Raw genomic sequence first — 16,999 nt, forward strand, 5'->3', positions numbered from 1 at the left:
CCACTCCATGCTGACGCAGTCGGAGCTTGTTGTGGACACATGACCAGCGCGACAGACGACGCGATCAGATCACGCCGGCGACACACCCTCCTTGCCGCTCCGCATTCGCGGAGCGGGTTAGTCCAAGAACGGTTATGTGGCGCGCCACATAACCGTTCGCCGGCGATCTTTATGTCTTCCGCGGCCGCAGCGGCAATCTGATCAAGATTATCTGGCATGATGGGCTCGGCATGTCGCTGTATGCGAAACGGCTCGAGAAGGGCCGGTTTCTATGGCCGTCGCCGGCGGACGGCACGGTTTCCATATCGCCGGCGCAGCTCGCCTACATGCTCGACGGGATCGATTGGCGCAACCCGGTTCACACGTTCCGCCCCCAGCGCGCGGGCTGAGTTTTCTTTGAGTTTGCGCCATTTTCCGCGAGTCAGCGGACGCGTTTTATGATTCTCCAGGGCATGGTAGCCACCGCCCAGGATGCTGTTCCGGACGATATCGGCGCGCTGAGAGCAGCGCTGACCGCGGCGCTGGCCAGAGCCGAAGACGAGGCTGCGCGCGCTGCGCTTGTCGAGGCCGAACTGGCGGTCGCCAGGGCCAAGGCATCGGATGATGCGGCGCTGATCGCACATCAGGATCTGACGATTCGGAAGCTGCAGCGGGCGCTGCATGGTCAGAGTTCTGAGCGCTCAGCCCGCCTTCACGACCAGATGGAGCTCACCTTCGAGGAACTCGAGAGCACGGCAACGGAAGACGAGATCGCCGCCGAACAGGCCGCGGCCCGGACCACCGAGGTGGCGCCTTATGTGCGCAAACGACCGGCGCGCCAGCCATTTCCCGAGCATCTGCCGCGCGAACGCGTGGTCGAGCCGGCGCCTGCCGCTTGCTACTGCTGCGGCGGTCATCGGCTGCGCAAGCTGGGTGAGGATATCACCGAGACGCTGGAGGTGGTGCCCGGCAATGGAAGGTGATCCAGCACGTACGGGAGAAGTTCACCTGCCGCGACTGCGAGACGATCAGCCAGGCTCCGGCGCCGTTCCACGCCACCCCGCGCGGCTGGGCCGGTCCCGGCCTGCTGGCGATGATCCTGTTCGAGAAATTCAGCCAGCATCAGCCGCTCAACCGCCAGGTCGAACGTGCCCGCGGAGGCGTGCCGCTCAGCCTGTCGACGCTCGCCGACAGGTCGGCGCCGGCGCCGCGGCGCTGATGCCGCTGTTCAAGCGGCTCGAAGCCCATGTGCTGTCCGCTTCACGTCTGCACGGCGACGATACGACGGTTCCGGTCCTGGCCAAGGGCAAGACCGATACCGGCCGATTATGGACCTATGTGCGCGATTATGCGCACCCGTTGATTATGCGCAGCTCACCGGGACAGCTAGCCAATTTTCTTCGGTAGATCAGTAAGATGGTAGCCGGCATCCAAGCTATGCGGTGCGCATAATCCTAGTGCTTCCTTCCGAGCGCACTCAACTCGGTAGGAGATCTACATGCAAAAAGCGATCATCCTTCAGCCACAGCCCCGCGCTTGGTTGGAAGACAGTATTCTTCGGCCCTTCGTTTCGCAGTACGGTGAGCACTTGCAGCGAAGGCGATATGCGCCGAGCACGCAGCGCGCCTATCTGTGCTGCGTCGCCCACTTCGCCCATTGGCTGACTCAGGAAAGGTACGACCTAGAAGCGACCGGCCAGGGCGCTGTTATGCGCTTTCTCTCGGAACACCAGCCGGCGTGTGCCTGCCCCGACCCGGTCCGTCGTTTGCGCCATGAGCTGCAGGCGGCGTTGGGCCATCTTCTCGAGGTGCTCAAAGCTGGCGGCGTGGTACTGCAGCATCCGGCCCGCAATTCCGCCATCGAACAGGAGCTGACGCGCTTCGATGCCCACATGCGCGACGTCTGGGGATTGGCGGACAACACGCGTCGGAAGCGTTGCCGAGTGGTCGGAGGATTTCTTGTCGAGCATTTCGGCGAGCAGCCGATCTCCATGGCCACTGTCAGCGCCACTTCCATCCGCCGCTTCGTCCTTGGCAAACGGGGGCGAAGACCCGCCACCGTCGCCGCGAACGGCGTCATCATTGGCTGCTATCTCCGCTTCCGCAGCATGTCCGGCGAGCGGGTGGGCGATCTGAAGGCCGCGATTCCCCGGGTCGCACACTGGCGGTTGGCATCATTGCCTGAGGTGCTGACCGACGCCGAGATCGACGAACTGCTGAGTTCCTTTGATCAGACGTTCCCGTCGCGCCTGCGGGCTTATGCGATGGTGCGGTGTTTGATCGATCTCGGTCTGCGATCCAGCGAAGTCGTCAAGTTGCAGCTTGACGACATCAACTGGGCCGATGGCACGATCAAGCTTGTCGGCACCAAGAGCCGACGCGCCGATGCTCTGCCCCTGCCGTCCGCGACGGGAGCGGCGATTGCGGCCTATCTGCACGAGGAGCGGCCCGCGACATCGAACCGGGCCATATTTGTTCGCCATGTTGCCCCCTACGACGAACCGATCACGACCAGGAGCGTCAAACGTGCGGTGCTGGCCAGCTACCGAAGATGTGGATGGACGCGAACCGGCGTCCACATTCTCCGCCACAGCATGGCCAGCCGACTTCTGCGCACTGGCGCGCCGATGAAGGAGATTGCGGACATCTTGCGGCATCGAAGCCTCGACACGTCCGCCATCTATGCAAAGGTCGACCTGACCAATCTTGCAGCCGTTGCCTTGCCTTGGCAGGGGAGCGCGCAATGACCGGCCATCGCACCATGCTCTCACTGGCAAAGGACTATTTGTCCGAGCGCCGCGCCCTTGGTTTCGTCCTTAGGATGGAGGGCCATCAAATCACCTCTTTCGCTCTGTTCGCCGACGAGCGCGGCCATAGTGGCCCGCTCACCAACGATATCGTCCTGAACTGGGTGCAAGGCCGGGCCAAAAGGAACAGCCCCTCCTCATGGGCCCGGCGCCTCGAGGTCCTTCGCCCATTCGCGAGGTATCTGGCCCGGCTCGATCCCGCCACTGAGTTCCCTCAGACCGCGACCTTTGGTCGTTCACACCGCCGCCTCGCACCGCACATCTATTCAGAACAGGAGATCTGCGATCTTGTGGCCGCCGCTTCGCGCCTGGGCCCCGAGGGCGGATTGCGGCCGGCAACCTACGCGACGATCTTCGGGCTGATCGCCGCTACCGGTCTGCGCCGGTCAGAAGCGCTCCACCTGCGCTGCAGCGATGTCGATCTCGACGGAGCCTTCCTTACGGTTCGGAACACAAAGTTCCGCAAGTCGAGGCATGTGCCCATACACGCCACCGTCGTAGCCGAGCTACGGCGCTATCTGGCGGTTCGGGCGCGTCATGGTGCGCTCACCGAGGACTCACCGCTGTTTCTGTCTCCGGCGGGTGGATTCATCGCGAAGCGGAGGATCAATAAGGTTTTCCAGAAGCTCCGCATCAACCTTGGTTGGACCGCGCGGGGCGGCCATGGCGAGGTGCGCATTCACGACCTGCGCCACACTTTCATTTGTCGCCGTATCCAGCTCTGGCACGAGCACGATGCCGATATCGACAACGCCATGGCGGCGCTCTCGACCTATGTCGGCCACGCCAAGATCTCCGATACCTATTGGTATCTGACCGGCGTTCCGGAACTCATGGCGGTCGCGGGCAAACGGTTCGAACTCTTCGCCTCTACGGTTGGAGGGGATCGTCATGACTGATCCCAAGCTGACACCGTCCTTCCCCAGCCTGCTTCAACGCTTTTTCGTCGAGCATCTAGGCAATCAGCGGGCCGTCAGTTCGCGCACCATCGCCGCCTACCGCGATACCTTTCGATTGTTGCTTTACTTCGCCGAGGCGACGATTGGAAAGGCGCCCACCCGGCTGACCCTGCCCGACCTCGATGCGCAGTTGATTCTGAGTTTCCTCGACCACTTAGAGAAGGAGCGAAGCAACGGCGCCCGTACTCGCAACGCCCGCCTGGCGGCACTTCGCTCTTTCCTTAAGTATGCCGCCCACTACGACCTGACCGCGCTGCCCATCATCGAACAGGTGCTGGCCGTTCCGATGAAACGGTTCGACCGGCCGGTCCTGGGATTTTTGTCACGCGAGGAGATGCAGGCGATCCTTGACGCACCGGATGCGCGGACCTGGGCGGGTGAGCGGGATCGCGCGCTGTTCAGCATGATGTACAACACCGGCGCCCGCGTGTCTGAAGCCATCGGTCTGCGCGTCGGCGAGGTCGTCGTCGATGGCTCGGCGGTCGCGCACCTGCATGGCAAGGGGCGCAAAGACCGCAGCGTGCCGCTCTGGCGTACGACCGCCAACCTGATCCGCAACTGGAAGCGCCGGTTGGACTGCGCGGGCGAGGAGAACTTCCTGTTTCCGAACCGGGGCGGAGGGTGCATGGCACGTTCGAACGTCACCCAGCGCCTTGAACTTGCGGTCTCGGCCGCCGCGGAACGTTACCCGCAACTCGCGCGTCGCTCGATTTCGCCTCACACCATCCGCCATACTACGGCGATGCATCTCCTGCAGTCCGGCATCGACATCAGCGTCATCGCCCTCTGGCTGGGTCATGAGAGCCCCGCCACGACGCACATGTACCTTCAGGCTGATCTCGCCATGAAGGAGCGCACGCTCAACCGACTGTTGCCCATGACGGCCAGTCAAGGCCGATATCGGCCGCCGGACCAGCTCATGCAGTTCCTGTTGAGCCTTTAAGAATTATGCGCAGTTCGGCTGTTCGAAATGGTCTGGAAAGCCGATGGTTATCGGGTCCTGTTCTGGTGAGCTGCGCATAATCATCGGGTGCGCATAATTTTTTAGGTTGGCGGCGCTGTCGTGGGTGGCTGCCATGCGAGCGCCAGCATTAGTTGCGCCGGTAAGCTAAAAACGTGTTGGACGAAGCCGTGGGCGCGACGTTTCTGCTATGGGTTTTGAATGCTTCGCCCTTGCGCATGCTGGCGCTGATTTGCCCGAGGCACGTAACCAATCGCAGCCTCATGATGAACAGTCCACGTCAAAGCGCGTCGTCGTGAGAGGCCAGGACGACAAGAACGAAGTGTCGACCAGCCAGTTCGGCAAGTCCGGCAACAAGGTGCCCGTTGCCCGCCGCGGCGGGCAACATGTCGAACCGGCGATGGTTGCGTGCAGCCGCTCGTCATGACGTATCCGAAAATGGCACGGTCCTTGACGCCGCCGGCTCCAGCACCTCGACGCATACCATCAGCCCCTGGTGGCAGGTCGGGCACTCGCGCAGGGATCCTCCGGTCAGCTTCTCGACCTTGTCGCGATAGTCGGCGCTGTCTTTTGGTTCGGCCTGTGCATCGGCTTGCGTCATCCCAAGCAGTTCGCGGCAACGGGCAAGCTTCTCCTTGCGATGGCGGTTGCCCAGGAGCCCGTAATATCGGATGCGCTTGAACCCGTTGGGCAGAACGTGGACCAGAAAGCGTCGGATGAACTCGCCGGCCTCCAGCGTCATCACCTTCTGCCGGTCACCGTCGCGGTAGTCTTTCCAGCGAAAACGGACCTTGCCGACCTCGATGTCGACGATGCGGCTGTTGGCTATCGCCACGCGGTGCGTGTAGCGCCCGACATAGGTCAGCACCTGCTCGGCACCGGCAAAGGGGGCCTTGGCGAAGACCACCCAGTTGATGCGGCGCACCTGGTTCAGATAACGGCGGAATGCGGCGGCGTCGCTGAGCCCCGACAATGACGAGAAGAAGCGTAGCTTGCCGGCCGTGAAGGCCTTCTGCAGCTCTTCCAGGAACAGCCGGCGAAACAGTCGCGAGAGCACGGCCACCGGAAGGAAGAAGCCGGGACGGCATGCTATCCACCGGCTCCCGTCCGGCGACAGCCCGCCGCCCGGGACGACGCAGTGGAGGTGGGGGTGATGGGAGAGGTTTTGCCCCCAGGTGTGAAGCACTGCGAAGAACCCGATCTGGGCGCCGAGATGCTTGGGATCCGCAGCGATGGTACGCAACGTCTCGGCGGTCGCGCGGAACAGGATGTCGTAGACCGCCGCGGGATTCTGGAAGGCGATCGCCGCGATCTCGTCGGGCACGGTGAAGACGACATGGAAATATTGCGTGTCGAGAAGTTCCGCCCGGCGCGCTTCGACCCAATCCGCGCGCGCGAGCGATTGGCACTTGGGGCAGTTGCGCGACCGGCAGCTGTTATAGGCGATCCGTCGCTCGCCGCAGCGATCGCATTGTTCGACATGGCCGCCGAGCGCCGCCGTCCGGCAGCGCTCGATGGCAGTCATGGCCGCGCGCCGTTCGGTCGACAGCGACGCCCCATGCTGCTCACGCCATGCAGCACCATAGCGACGGAATATGTCCGCCACCTCCGGACCCGATCGCCCCATAATGGGACGGCCGTCAGAAATGTTCGGGTGGTAGCGCTGGTGCCGGCTTGGGCACCGGCCGTGGCAACAGCTCCAGCGGGCTCGTCGCCGCGCAGACCTTGCTGGTTGCGATCCGCAGGTATTGCGCGGTGGTCGACAGGCTGCGGTGGCCGAGCAGGAGCTGGATGGTGCGAAGATCAGTGCCGGCCTCGAGCAGGTGACAGGCGAAGGCATGTCTCAGGGAATGAGGGGTTACAGGCTTGGTGAGCTTCGACAAACGGTGCGCCTTGCGACAAGCAAGTTCGACCGCGCCGGTTGTTATTGGCACGTCCTCGAAGGCACCGGGAAACATCCACGTCTTCGGCCGCAGGGCTCGCCAATAGTCGATCAACGTCTCCAGCAGCCGGGCCGACAACATGACGTAGCGGTCTTTCTGGCCTTTGCCCTGATCGACCCGCAGTACCATCCGCTGTCGATCGATGGCCTCCGGCCTTAGGTGCACCGCTTCCGAAATGCGCAGGCCGGCGGCGTAGCATGTCGTCAGGATCGCCTGGTGCTTCAGGCTCTCCACGCAGCCGAGGAAATGCAGCACCTCTTCGGGGCCGAGGATGACGGCAAGCGTCTTCGGCACCTTGGGACACGGAATGATGAGATCGAAATCCCATTCGAAGCCGAGCGTGACGCGATACAGGAAACGGAGCGCCGAAACGGCCACACTGATCGACCCCGGCGCCAGCTTCTTCTCATTTGTCAGATGGATCTGGTAGGTGCGGACATCTTCCGGTCCGAGCAAGTCAGGCGACTTTGCGAAATGACGGGCAAACTGCGAAACCTGCAGCAGATACGAGTCCTGCGTATGCAGTGACAGGTTGCGGATCTGCATGTCGTTCATCATGCGTAGTCGAAGCGGCGTCATTGGAGGCTCCTTGAGAGTGACACTGCGCGTGTGGGCAGCAGCACACCTTGCCTCAAGCAAGCCTCTGTGAATGCGGGCGGCTACGTCCGGCCAATCATGCCAGGATGCCTCGCTTCCGTCTGATCAATGACCTCCGTGCAAGCTTCTCCCGCGAAGCGGGTTCGTCCAAACCTGCTTATGCCGCGCGCGGCATAAGCAGGTTTCGATCAGCGAAGCGATCGTTGCCCAGTGCTCGGCGCCGCCGTCCGAGCCGGCGAAGAGCGCATGGCGCGCTCGACGACGTTGGAGTCGATCTCGATCGTACCGTTGTCGAGGAATCGTGTCAGATCTTGCCAGCGCGAGAGCGCATAGCGGATAGCTTCCGCCAGCCTTGGTCCTCTGGCTGATAAGAGTGAGTTGCTGCCTAAGCCACGGCTCAAGGGCATTGATGACGGGACGGCTTCTCTCCTGCCGGACCGCGCGGCGTTCGTCGGCGGAACGACCGCGGATATCGCTCTCAACGTGGTAGAGTTGGGCGATGCGGGCGAGCGCCTCCGTCGCGATCGGCGCGGGGCCGGACTGCGCGAGCTCATAGAAGCGGCGACGCACATGCGACCAGCAAAAGGCCAAGCTCACGGCGTTGCGTTCGGCCAATGCCTTGTAACCCGCGATCCGTCGACCTGCAGGGTTCCGACAAAGCTCTGAAGATGCCGGATCGGCTGTTCGGCCTTGCGGTCCGGAGCGTAGAGATAGGCGACGCCGGGTAGGTCCATTCCGCCCCAAGCTCGGTCGCAGTGGTCTCGTCCGCCAAGAGCTTGTCTGAAGCCTTCAGCCGCTCGAACAGCCGCTCATGCACAGGGCGAAGCAGGAAGCTGCCTTGCCCGGGGAAGGTGGTCGGCATACTTCGACACCAGAACATGAGCCACCGTGGCCTCTGTAGGAATGCCGCCTTCGACAAGACGTGCCGACGTAAGAAGCCGTACCCGCTCCGCAGTCGCGGAGCGACAAGGAGAGTGTGTGCCGACAGCGTGACTTGATCGCGTCTGTGGCGCTGGTGATGTGTCCACAACAAGCTCCGACTGCGTCAGCATGGGGGTAGCTGCTTGCAGCCCCCTCCATCGGACAAAGGAGCTTGTGATGACCCAACTTCGCCAGCGCATGAGCGAGGACATGCAGGTGCGCAACTTCGCGCTCAACACCCAGCTGTCGTATCTCCAACAGGTGTCGCTGTTCGCCCGCCATTTCGGCAAGTCGCCGGACTTGCTCGGGCGCGAGGACATTCGGACCTATCAGGTTTATCTGACCAACGAGAAGAAGCTGTCGCCCGGTTCGATCCACCCAGCAATTGCGGCGCTGCGCTTTCTATACAGTGTGACGCTCGAGAGGGACTGGGCGCCTGAAGAGGTCCTGCCGCTTCCCAAGAAGCCGCAGAAGCTGCCGATCATCCTCAGTGCCGAGGAAGTTCAGCGGTTCCTCGGCTGCGTCCTCGACGTCAAACACCACGCATCCTGACCACTTGCTATGCCGCCGGCTTGCGCATCTCGGAAGCGGTTCAGCTAAAGCCCACGGGCATCGACAGCCAGAGAATGGTCATCCGCGTCGAGCAGGGCAAAGGCCAGAAGGACCGCTACGTGATGCTGTCGCCCAAGCTGCTGGAGATCCTGCGTGACTATTGGAAGCTGCGGCGGCCAAAGGCGTGGCTCTTCCCCGGCGATCGTGCCGGCCAGCCGATCACCAGGGGTGCGGTGGGACAGGCCTGCGCGAAAGCGTGCGACCTCTCCGGCTTGTCCAAACCGGTCACGCCGCACAGTTTGCGGCACGCCTTCGCCGTCCATCTGTTGGAGGCCGGCGCCGACGTGCGCACCATTCAACTGCTGCTCGGTCACCGCAGCCTCGCGACCACCGCCCATTACCTGCGGATTGCCACCAACAAGGTCTGCGCCACATCGAGCCCCTTCGAGCTCTTACCGCGTCCGGCGCCCACCGTGCCGCCGGCCGCCCAGCCTCAGTACTTCTGAGCTCGCGCCGATGGACCGCTCGGGGCCGGAAGTGGCGGATATCTTCCGCCGCTAAGCGAAGCCTATCGCGAGCAGCATGACGCGTCGCTGTCGACCGCCCAGCGCCGCGTCATGACGGCGATCGAACTGTGCCGGACCGCCGCGCTCGGCGGGCATGTCGAAGCATGCGATCAATGCGGCCACCGGCGCATCGCCTTCAACAGCTGCCGCGACAGGCATTGCCCCGCTGCCAATCGCTGGCTCGCGCAAATGGCTGGAGGACCGTCGCGCCGAGCTCCTCGACACGCAATACTTTCACGTCGTCTTCACGCTGCCCGGCGACATTGCCGCCATCGCCTATCAGAACAAGGCGCTCGTCTACGGCCTGCTCTTCCGTGCCGCCGCCGAGACCCTGCGCACCATCGCCGCCGATTCCAAGCACCTGGGCGCCGAGATCGGCTTCTTCGCCGTGCTGCACAGCTGGGGCCAGAACCTGCTTCATCATCCGCATCTGCACTGCGTCGTCGCCGGCGGCGGCCTGTCTGCCGACGGTCGTCGGTGGATCGCCTGCAAGCCCGGCTTCTTCTTGCCGGTCCGGGTGCTCTCACGCCTGTTCCGACGATTGTTTCTGGAGCACCTGGAGAAAGCCTTCGACGCCGGGCAGTTGCAGTTTTTCTCTGGCCTGCAGCACCTGAGCGAGCGCGACGCCTTCCGGCGCTATTTGGCGCCGCTACGAAAGGCTGAGTGGGTCGTCTTTGCCAAACCGCCCTTCGCCGGACCTGCCCAGGTGCTCGACTATGTCGGCCGCTATACGCACCGCGTCGCCACCTCCAACAACCGCCTCGTCGACATCGAGGACAACGCTGTTCGTTTCCGCTGGAAGGACTATCGGCACGGCAATCGGCAAAAGGTCATGACCGTCGCGTCCGACGAGTTCATTCGCCGCTTCTTGGTGCACGTCCTGCCCGAGGGCTTCCATCGCATCCGCTACTACGGCTTTCTCGGCAATCGCTACCGCGCGCAAAAGCTCGCCCACTGCCGCGACCTGCTCGGCATGCCGGTTCCCGAGCCGTCGGATGGCTCATCCGAAAGGGATTACCGCGAGCGCTATGAGGATCTCACCGGTCATTCCCTCAGGCAATGCCCCGCCTGTCGTCAAGGCCAGATGATCATCGTCGAAATCTTCGACGGCGCCACTGGACCCCCGCCATACTGGGACACCTCATGAAAGAACCGCTCCGCTTTCGCCGTCACCGCATCGCACGAGCCGTTCGGCCGGAAACCGAGTCGGTCCCGCGAAGCTGCGCGCCGTCACCCCCGGCTGCCTTTGCCGGGCAAGGCGCGACGCCGGTCCTCACTTTGCCGAACCCATATCCGTGCCGCTTTCGGCGCACAACGCGACCCCTTGCGATAGCCGCGCCACGACCGCATCCGCGCGCACGCCACGCCTGTTCATAGGCATGGCCTCAATTGAACGCCCATAGCCGCCACCCGTGCCGGCGGCTTAGTCCAACACGTTTTTAGCTCACCGTCGCGATCCACCTCAGCGCGCTTTCGCCACCCGCCTTTCTGCGCGACGCCAAGCTAAAAAACGCTCTGCATTATGTGGCGCGCCACATAACCGTTCTCCGGCGCGGTCTACGTCTTCCGGGCGAAGCGCGCCGACCGGATCAAGCTCGTCTACTTCGACGGCACCGGCGTGTGCCTGCTGGCTGTCCAGCAGGTCGCCAATCACCTTGAATCCTAATTCAGCCGTTGCAACAAAGCCGTCAGCATTCACTTCGCCAGCACGCTGACAAGTGCTGCGGCCCGACTTCGATAGCCGGCGGCTCCTCTTCCCGGCAGCGGTCGAATGCCAGCGGGCAGCGAGGATGGAACCTGCAGCCCCTCGGCACGCGGGCGGCGCTTGGAACCTCCCCTTGCAGGGCCGGCAGCTTGCCGCGATCTGCGTTGCCGCCAATCTGCGGCGTCGCGTTGCGCAAGGCGACGGTATACGGATGGCGGGGGTTGAATGTGATCTCGTCGGCGCTGCCGATCTCGACCAATTTTCCAAGATACAAGACTGCTATCCGGTCGGCGATCGACCAGGCGAGCGGAAGATCGTGGGTGATGAATAGCAGCGCCATATTGTGCTTGTCGCGCAGGTCAACCAGGACCTGAAGAATCTGCGCGCGTATCGAGACATCAAGCATCGAGACAGGTTCATCAGCAACGATGAGCTCCGGCCTGACGGCAAGCGCTCCAGCAATCACGACCCGCTGGCGCTGCCCGCCAGACAGTTCGTGCGGGAAGCGGGCGAAGAAATCACCGGGAGGGTTGAGGCCGGCCGCTGCAAGCGCTTCACTCACCCGGTCGGCGAGTTGACTGGCGTTGTCGACCAGTCGCAGTGACCGCAATGGCTCCGCCACGACATCGAACACGGTGTGCCGCGGGTTAAGCGCCTGATAAGCGTCCTGGAAGATCATCTGCACGCGATGCCGGTAAGGACGCAGGGCTGAAGAGCCACGCACCGAGGTCATATCCTCGCCCTCGAACAACAACCTGCCGCCTGTTGGCTGGGCAAGCTTGGTAATGACGCGGCCTACCGTCGTCTTACCGCTTCCCGATTCTCCGACTAAGGCGACGATCTCACCCCGTCCGATGTTGAGGTCAATCCCATCCACCGCGCGTACGGCGCCCGCAGGTCGGCCCAGGACACGGTCGAACAGCCCGCCCTGGATAGGAAAATGGACCTGCATGCTCTCAAGACGCAGTATATCGGCGGTGTCAGGCATGGACTGCAACCTTGTCTTCTTGCGAGGACCGGTGAAGGTGACAGGCCACACGTCCCTGTCCGCACTCATCGAAACTAGGGACTTCGGTCACGCAAACCGCCATGGCCGACGGGCAACGCGGATGGAAGGCGCAGCCCGATGGCCGATTCATCAAGTTGGGGGGATCGCCGGGTATTGGCCGAATAATCCGTTTGCCGCTCGCCGGGTTCGGGATCGAGTCGATCAGCAGTCTGGTGTAGGGGTGCTTGGGCTGGGCGAAGATATCGGCGACAGTGCCGTCCTCGACGATGCGACCCGCGTACATGATCATCACGCGGTCACAAGCCTCAGCCACCACGGAAAGATCGTGGGTGATCAAAATGAGGGCAAGGTTAAGTCGCGATCGCAACTCACCCAGCAGCTTCAGGATCTGAGCTTGAGTGATGACGTCGAGCGCCGTGGTCGGCTCATCGCCAATGACGATCGAGGGGCGACATGCCAGCGCCATGGCAATCATCACCCTTTGACGCATACCCCCCGACAATTCGTGCGGATAGGCGCTTCCGCGATCCGCCGGAATGCCGACAAGCTCGAGCAGTTCTCTTGCCCGCGCGGTCGCCTCGCCACGCGACATGCCGAGCTTCAGCATGCATGGCTCGGCTATTTGTTTGAGGATGCGGTGAACAGGATTAAGCGCATTCATCGCGCCCTGGAAGACAACGGACGTTTCACTCCAACGATGTGGCCGCATCGCCGCATCGTCATCGATCGGCAGTCGCTTCCCGCGATATCGTACCTCGCCCTCGTTGACCCGCGCGTTGGGTGAAAGCAGACTCGCGATCGCCATTGCAGTCGTAGTCTTCCCGCTGCCCGATTCACCGACGAGGCCAACCGCCTCTCCGGCCCGCAGCGCGAAGCTCACGCGGTCGATCGCACGCGATGAAACGCCCTTGAGCCCATAATCGACAGAGAGCCTGTCGACCTCCAGAAGCGGTACGTTGTCCTGGGACGAGTTTGTCATGGGATCACCCTGCGCCGTGGGTTAAAGGTGTCGTCGAGGGCATTGCCGATCAGGACGAAGCTAAGCGAAACCGTAAGGACGCATACTCCTGGGGCACCAAGGTCCCACCAGGCTCCGGCGCTAGCGGCTCCAGCGCGTTGAGCGAGCGCAAGCAAAGTGCCCCATGAAGGCTGCAACGGATCGCCTAGCCCGAGGAACGAGAGCGATGTCTCGACATAGATTGCGCCGGCGACGACCAGCGCGCCGTTGGCCGCGATTTGCGGCAGCAGGTTGGGCAGGATGTGCTTTACCATGATGACGATATTGCTGCTGCCCACAACCCGCGCGCGATCAACGAATGTTCGCTCCTTAAGCGACAGCGTTTGGCTGCGAACGATCCGTGCAACAAAAGCCCAGCTCGTCATTCCGATAACGACAATGATCACGAAAAGAGAAGGACGAAAGCCTAGGATGTCTCCCCCGCGCCCCATCACCTCGAGCACCACGGGTGTGATGACCAGTGCCAGCACGAAGGACGGCATGACGAAAAAGAAATCCGTCAGGCGCATCAGCCATACGTCAACCCTGCCACCGTAGTAGCCAGCGGTGATACCAACCGAAGTGCCGACGACGAGGCTGATGACGGTCGCCAGCAGCGCGATCGTGAGCGAGATCCGGGCACCATGGACGACCAGATTGAGCACGTCCCGCCCCACCTCGTCCGTCCCCAGCAGATGCTCGCCTGATGGGGGAACGAGGAAATCGCCCGTTGCGTTGATTGCAGTTTGGAGCGGTCCCACAAGGGTATTTGGGGCGGCAGCCAGCACAAGAAAGAAGACCAGACATACGAGGCCCGCCTGAGCACCGCCGTGGCCAAGAAATTGACACAGAAAGCTTTTTATCGCTCGCGTCCGGCCTCGCGGGGAATATCGAACTGTACTTTCGCTCATTGGCGGACTCGCGGGTCAAGAAGGCCATAGGCGAGATCGGCTACGAGGTTTGCAACAACGATCGACGCACCAAGCAACAGGAATATGCCTTGAAGGACAGGGTAGTCGCGTGCATTCAGCGCTTCCACGGTCAGCCCTCCGATGCCCGGCCAGGCGAATACGGCTTCGACGGTGATGGCACCGGCGACCACGTAGCCAAGATTAAGGGCAATCAGGGTTACGACCGGCAGCATTGCATTGCGAAATGCATGACGCATTAGCATCTGACCGTTGGTCAGCCCCTTGGCCCGCGCGGTTACCATGTAGTCCTCGGTGACAACGTCACTCATCGCGGCACGTGCGACTACAACGTACTGGCCGATCAGCCCAAGCGCCACCGCAGCGACCGGCAGCGCGAGATGCCGCAAGTAATCGAGCAACCAATCAAGGGAACCGCTGACAGCGCCAGGCGAATGTGCACCATAGCCCGGCAACCAACCCAATGCCGTGCTGAAGATCACAACCAGGAGCATGCCCAGCCAGAACGCCGGCGTAGAATAGAGCGCCAGTGAAGTGCCGGTGGTGATATGGTCGATGGCTCCTCCTCTGCGCCAACCCGCATAAAGGCCAAGCATGACACCGCATAGGATGGCGATGACCTGGGCTAGACCGACTAGGGCGACGGTGGCTGGCAAGCGCTCCAAAATCAGGTCAGCGACACGCCTACCCCTGAACTTAAAGCTGTAGCCCAGATCACCTTGCATAGTTGCCGACAAGTAGTCGACCACCTGATCAGGGAACATCGGCCGGTCAAGGCCCCAGCTTTGGCGCTGTGCCTCAATCTGCTCAGGGGTCACGCTGATGCGTGCCCCACCAAGCAGAAGCGACGAAGGATCGCCCGGGATGACTCTGAATAGGATAAAATTCAGAATCGCCACCATCAGAAGTGTCATGGCCGCCCTTATCAGGATAAGCCCGAGATGCCGGCTTGCCCGGCCTCCTTGTCCACGACCCACTTTAGGCCGACCTCAAGCGATCAAAAGGATAATAACTCCACAGTGATATGTCCTCCCCCCATCCCTCAAAGCAATCCTTGCGATAGGCTTCGAGCAAGAAGGGGTAACACAACGTTATATAAGGCGCTTCGGTGTAAACCAGCCGTGCGGCCTGATCTACCAGCTCCTGGCCCTTCTTTAGGTCCAAGGTGACCTCGACCTCCGACAAGATCGCGTCGAACTTTTCATTACTCCAGAACGCTCTGTTTGCGTGAGCCCCGCTGCTAAATCCACGCAGCAGATCATCGGGGGTAGGTGACGGCCAAGCTGCGGCGACGAGTAGATCCCAGCCGCCGCTATCCGCTGACGTTTCAGTACGGGCGCTCAACGCGCCGGCTTCGAGTTGGGTTACTGATACGGGAATTCCGATTTGCCCGAGCCAGCCAGCAATAAGCTGCACGGCCGCCATTGGAATCTCAAGCTTGCCCGAGACGGTGCCAGTAATGAGCTCAAGCTGGAATCTTTTTCCGTCCTTGTCCTCTCGAATTCCGTCGCCATTCGAGTCTAGATATCCTGCATCATCAAGCCGGCGACCGGCTTCGGCCAAATCGAAATGGCGCCTAACGTCGTTCAGATCAGAGTAGTAGTCAGCTGCGGATGGCGGCACCAGTCCAACACCGGGCTCGGCGAGCCCGCGGAAGGCTCGATCGACAATAGCCTTCTGGTCAATTGCGTAGCCAATCGCATCACGAAACGCCGGGTCCTGAAGGGCCTTGCTACTGCCGGCTCCCTTACCGGACGCGGTGTTAAAGGCAAGATAATTTACCTGCTCACACCGCGTTTCCACGACTTTGATTGCAGGATTCTTGGAAAGGTCAGCCGACTGCGCCGCCGTCAGACTGATACCAAAATCGAGGCTGCCGCTCTTCAGACCTTGAGCAATAGGATCGGCTGTATTGAAGAAGCTCATGATCATGCCGGCCGTAGATGGCCTGCCCGAACGGAAGTGCGGGTTTGGCGTGAAGCGGACGAACTGGCCCTGCTGAAATTCCTGAACAATCAACGGCCCCGTTCCCACCAGCGGCGGATCATTGCGGAAGGTGCTGCGTGCATCCGCATAGCTGACGTCCTTCCAAATGTGTTGAGGGACGATCATAGTAAAATTATCAATCGGCCATCGAGTGGGGGTCTTAGTCACGATTCGAAGCGTCTCGTCGTCGATGGCCGTGATGGACTCGACTTTCTGCATGTCAGCAGTGCTGTTTTCGCCGACATTGAGTTCGTCGGGCTTGCCGATGGACCCGAGCAGGTAGTTGTAGGTAAATGCAGCGTCCCTAGCCGTGGCAGGCTGGCCGTCCGACCACTTCATACCTGGCCAAATCTTAAAGGTCCACGTGAGGTTGTCGTCAGCAACCGACCACTCTTTGGCAAATCCTCGTCGGTCGGGGTGGCGCTGGGCATCCACGCAGACCAGAAAATCATATGTGCAGACCAATGGCTGCCAGGAGGCCCATGACGCAAATGGGTTCATCGTGTCGGGGGACAAGATTCCGCCAAACCGGACGACATGATCGTCGCATGAAGACGAAGCGAAGACCTTAGTGCTCAACATCCAAGGCGCCGCCGACATCGCTAGCATTGCCTTCATGACTACTCGACGACTAGATATGTACGTGTTCATTCTTACCTCCACCACCCCATGACACGGGCATCCCAGCCTACACTGTTGATGTCGTAGCCTTTGTCCTATTACTGGGTTGCGGCCTCGGAATTGGCAAACATAGAAACGATATCGCAACCATCTAGAATCTAGATGATAGTTGGCATCCGTGTTCGATGACGGCCGAGGCAAGCCGGTAGAATGGTCTAGGGCCGGATTATGTTGAATCCGCTTGAAATCGCGAATGGGCGTGCCGCCAATCTCTATGCTTTGGCATTGCCTGCCAAAAGCATTGGCGCCCGTTGGAGCTGATGCCGATTCTGTCGCGAGTTCAGAGTTCTTGGCGCGATCGTTTTGGTGCCTGATGACACCATTGAGGACCTCTCCATCTCCGCAAGTCCGATCCTGCCGCTCCACGTCCGACCAGCTCATCTGGCTCGTCGTAGTCGAGCGCGCCGG

At 61.7% G+C, this 16,999-nt stretch carries 12 protein-coding genes and 5 pseudogenes; 8 read left to right on the plus strand and 9 right to left on the minus strand.

The window, feature by feature from the left end; genetic code table 11:
* Positions 1-164 precede the first annotated feature (164 nt).
* The 6 genes and pseudogenes from tnpB to EOA28_RS40870 all read left to right on the plus strand — a co-directional run.
* Positions 165-389, plus strand: a pseudogene (gene tnpB / locus EOA28_RS06865) (IS66 family insertion sequence element accessory protein TnpB); the annotation flags it as partial.
* 63 nt (positions 390-452) lie between these two features.
* Positions 453-1,326, plus strand: a pseudogene (locus EOA28_RS06870) (IS66 family transposase); the annotation flags it as partial.
* A gap of 151 nt (positions 1,327-1,477) precedes the next feature.
* Entirely contained in the window at positions 1,478-2,725 is a 1,248-nt protein-coding gene (locus EOA28_RS06875; RefSeq protein WP_128314738.1) for a site-specific integrase, read from the plus strand.
* Positions 2,722-3,684: a tyrosine-type recombinase/integrase gene (locus EOA28_RS06880; RefSeq protein WP_128314739.1), complete on the plus strand. Its 963-nt coding sequence runs from the start codon at positions 2,722-2,724 to the stop codon at positions 3,682-3,684. The genes EOA28_RS06875 and EOA28_RS06880 overlap by 4 nt, the downstream gene beginning before the upstream one ends.
* Positions 3,677-4,687 carry a tyrosine-type recombinase/integrase gene (locus tag EOA28_RS06885; RefSeq protein WP_128314740.1) on the plus strand — a complete coding sequence of 337 codons (1,011 nt, stop codon included), beginning with the start codon at positions 3,677-3,679 and terminating at the stop codon, positions 4,685-4,687. The genes EOA28_RS06880 and EOA28_RS06885 overlap by 8 nt, the downstream gene beginning before the upstream one ends.
* Positions 4,688-5,000: 313 nt before the next feature.
* A complete protein-coding gene (locus tag EOA28_RS40870) occupies positions 5,001-5,132 on the plus strand; it encodes a hypothetical protein (RefSeq protein WP_281060893.1) in 132 nt (43 codons plus the stop codon).
* Here the strand turns inward: EOA28_RS40870 and EOA28_RS06890 are convergent.
* The 3 genes and pseudogenes from EOA28_RS06890 to EOA28_RS06900 all read right to left on the minus strand — a co-directional run.
* Entirely contained in the window at positions 5,127-6,332 is a 1,206-nt protein-coding gene (locus EOA28_RS06890; protein ID WP_128314741.1) for an IS91 family transposase, read from the minus strand. The two genes, EOA28_RS40870 and EOA28_RS06890, sit on opposite strands and share 6 nt — an antisense overlap.
* 13 nt (positions 6,333-6,345) lie before the next feature.
* Entirely contained in the window at positions 6,346-7,227 is an 882-nt protein-coding gene (locus tag EOA28_RS06895; protein WP_128314742.1) for a site-specific integrase, read from the minus strand.
* 195 nt (positions 7,228-7,422) lie between these two features.
* Positions 7,423-8,171 (minus strand): annotated as a pseudogene (locus EOA28_RS06900) (IS66 family transposase); the annotation flags it as partial.
* 172 nt (positions 8,172-8,343) lie between these two features.
* Here EOA28_RS06900 and EOA28_RS40875 point away from each other — a divergent pair.
* Positions 8,344-9,224 (plus strand): annotated as a pseudogene (locus EOA28_RS40875) (tyrosine-type recombinase/integrase).
* 10 nt (positions 9,225-9,234) lie between these two features.
* Positions 9,235-10,431: pseudogene (locus tag EOA28_RS06910) on the plus strand (IS91 family transposase).
* Positions 10,432-10,746: 315 nt separating this feature from the next.
* Here the strand turns inward: EOA28_RS06910 and EOA28_RS40060 are convergent.
* The 6 genes from EOA28_RS40060 to EOA28_RS06940 all read right to left on the minus strand — a co-directional run bounded on the left by EOA28_RS40060 (position 10,747) and on the right by EOA28_RS06940 (position 16,519).
* Complete coding sequence (locus tag EOA28_RS40060; RefSeq protein WP_245501483.1) at positions 10,747-10,983, minus strand: hypothetical protein; 237 nt, start codon at positions 10,981-10,983, stop codon at positions 10,747-10,749.
* Positions 10,973-11,977, minus strand: a complete 1,005-nt coding sequence (locus EOA28_RS06920) for an ABC transporter ATP-binding protein (protein ID WP_128314743.1) — start codon at positions 11,975-11,977, stop codon at positions 10,973-10,975. Before EOA28_RS06920 ends, EOA28_RS40060 begins: the two co-directional genes overlap by 11 nt.
* A complete protein-coding gene (locus EOA28_RS06925; protein ID WP_128314744.1) occupies positions 11,970-12,977 on the minus strand; it encodes an ABC transporter ATP-binding protein in 1,008 nt (335 codons plus the stop codon). The genes EOA28_RS06920 and EOA28_RS06925 overlap by 8 nt, the downstream gene beginning before the upstream one ends.
* On the minus strand, positions 12,974-13,906 hold the full coding sequence (locus EOA28_RS06930; RefSeq protein ID WP_128314745.1) for an ABC transporter permease: 933 nt from the start codon (positions 13,904-13,906) through the stop codon (positions 12,974-12,976). Before EOA28_RS06930 ends, EOA28_RS06925 begins: the two co-directional genes overlap by 4 nt.
* On the minus strand, positions 13,903-14,838 hold the full coding sequence (locus EOA28_RS06935; protein WP_128314746.1) for an ABC transporter permease: 936 nt from the start codon (positions 14,836-14,838) through the stop codon (positions 13,903-13,905). Before EOA28_RS06935 ends, EOA28_RS06930 begins: the two co-directional genes overlap by 4 nt.
* A 64-nt stretch (positions 14,839-14,902) precedes the next feature.
* Positions 14,903-16,519: an ABC transporter substrate-binding protein gene (locus EOA28_RS06940; RefSeq protein ID WP_128314747.1), complete on the minus strand. Its 1,617-nt coding sequence runs from the start codon at positions 16,517-16,519 to the stop codon at positions 14,903-14,905.
* Positions 16,520-16,999: the final 480 nt, after the last annotated feature.

It is taken from the genome of Mesorhizobium sp. M2A.F.Ca.ET.067.02.1.1, from assembly GCF_004023285.1.
Classification (GTDB): Bacteria; Pseudomonadota; Alphaproteobacteria; order Rhizobiales; family Rhizobiaceae; genus Mesorhizobium.

Bases quoted from the DNA above. Each gene is read 5' to 3' on its own strand.
- EOA28_RS06875 (WP_128314738.1), top strand. From the start codon at position 1,478: ATGCAAAAAGCGATCATCCTTCAGCCACAGCCCCGCGCTTGGTTGGAA.
- EOA28_RS06940 (WP_128314747.1), bottom strand. From the start codon at position 16,519: ATGCTAGCGATGTCGGCGGCGCCTTGGATGTTGAGCACTAAGGTCTTC.
- EOA28_RS06880 (WP_128314739.1), top strand. From the start codon at position 2,722: ATGACCGGCCATCGCACCATGCTCTCACTGGCAAAGGACTATTTGTCC.
- EOA28_RS06935 (WP_128314746.1), bottom strand. From the start codon at position 14,838: ATGACACTTCTGATGGTGGCGATTCTGAATTTTATCCTATTCAGAGTC.
- EOA28_RS06895 (WP_128314742.1), bottom strand. From the start codon at position 7,227: ATGACGCCGCTTCGACTACGCATGATGAACGACATGCAGATCCGCAAC.
- EOA28_RS06925 (WP_128314744.1), bottom strand. From the start codon at position 12,977: ATGACAAACTCGTCCCAGGACAACGTACCGCTTCTGGAGGTCGACAGG.
- EOA28_RS06885 (WP_128314740.1), top strand. From the start codon at position 3,677: ATGACTGATCCCAAGCTGACACCGTCCTTCCCCAGCCTGCTTCAACGC.
- EOA28_RS06920 (WP_128314743.1), bottom strand. From the start codon at position 11,977: ATGCCTGACACCGCCGATATACTGCGTCTTGAGAGCATGCAGGTCCAT.
- EOA28_RS06890 (WP_128314741.1), bottom strand. From the start codon at position 6,332: ATGGGGCGATCGGGTCCGGAGGTGGCGGACATATTCCGTCGCTATGGT.
- EOA28_RS06930 (WP_128314745.1), bottom strand. From the start codon at position 13,906: ATGAGCGAAAGTACAGTTCGATATTCCCCGCGAGGCCGGACGCGAGCG.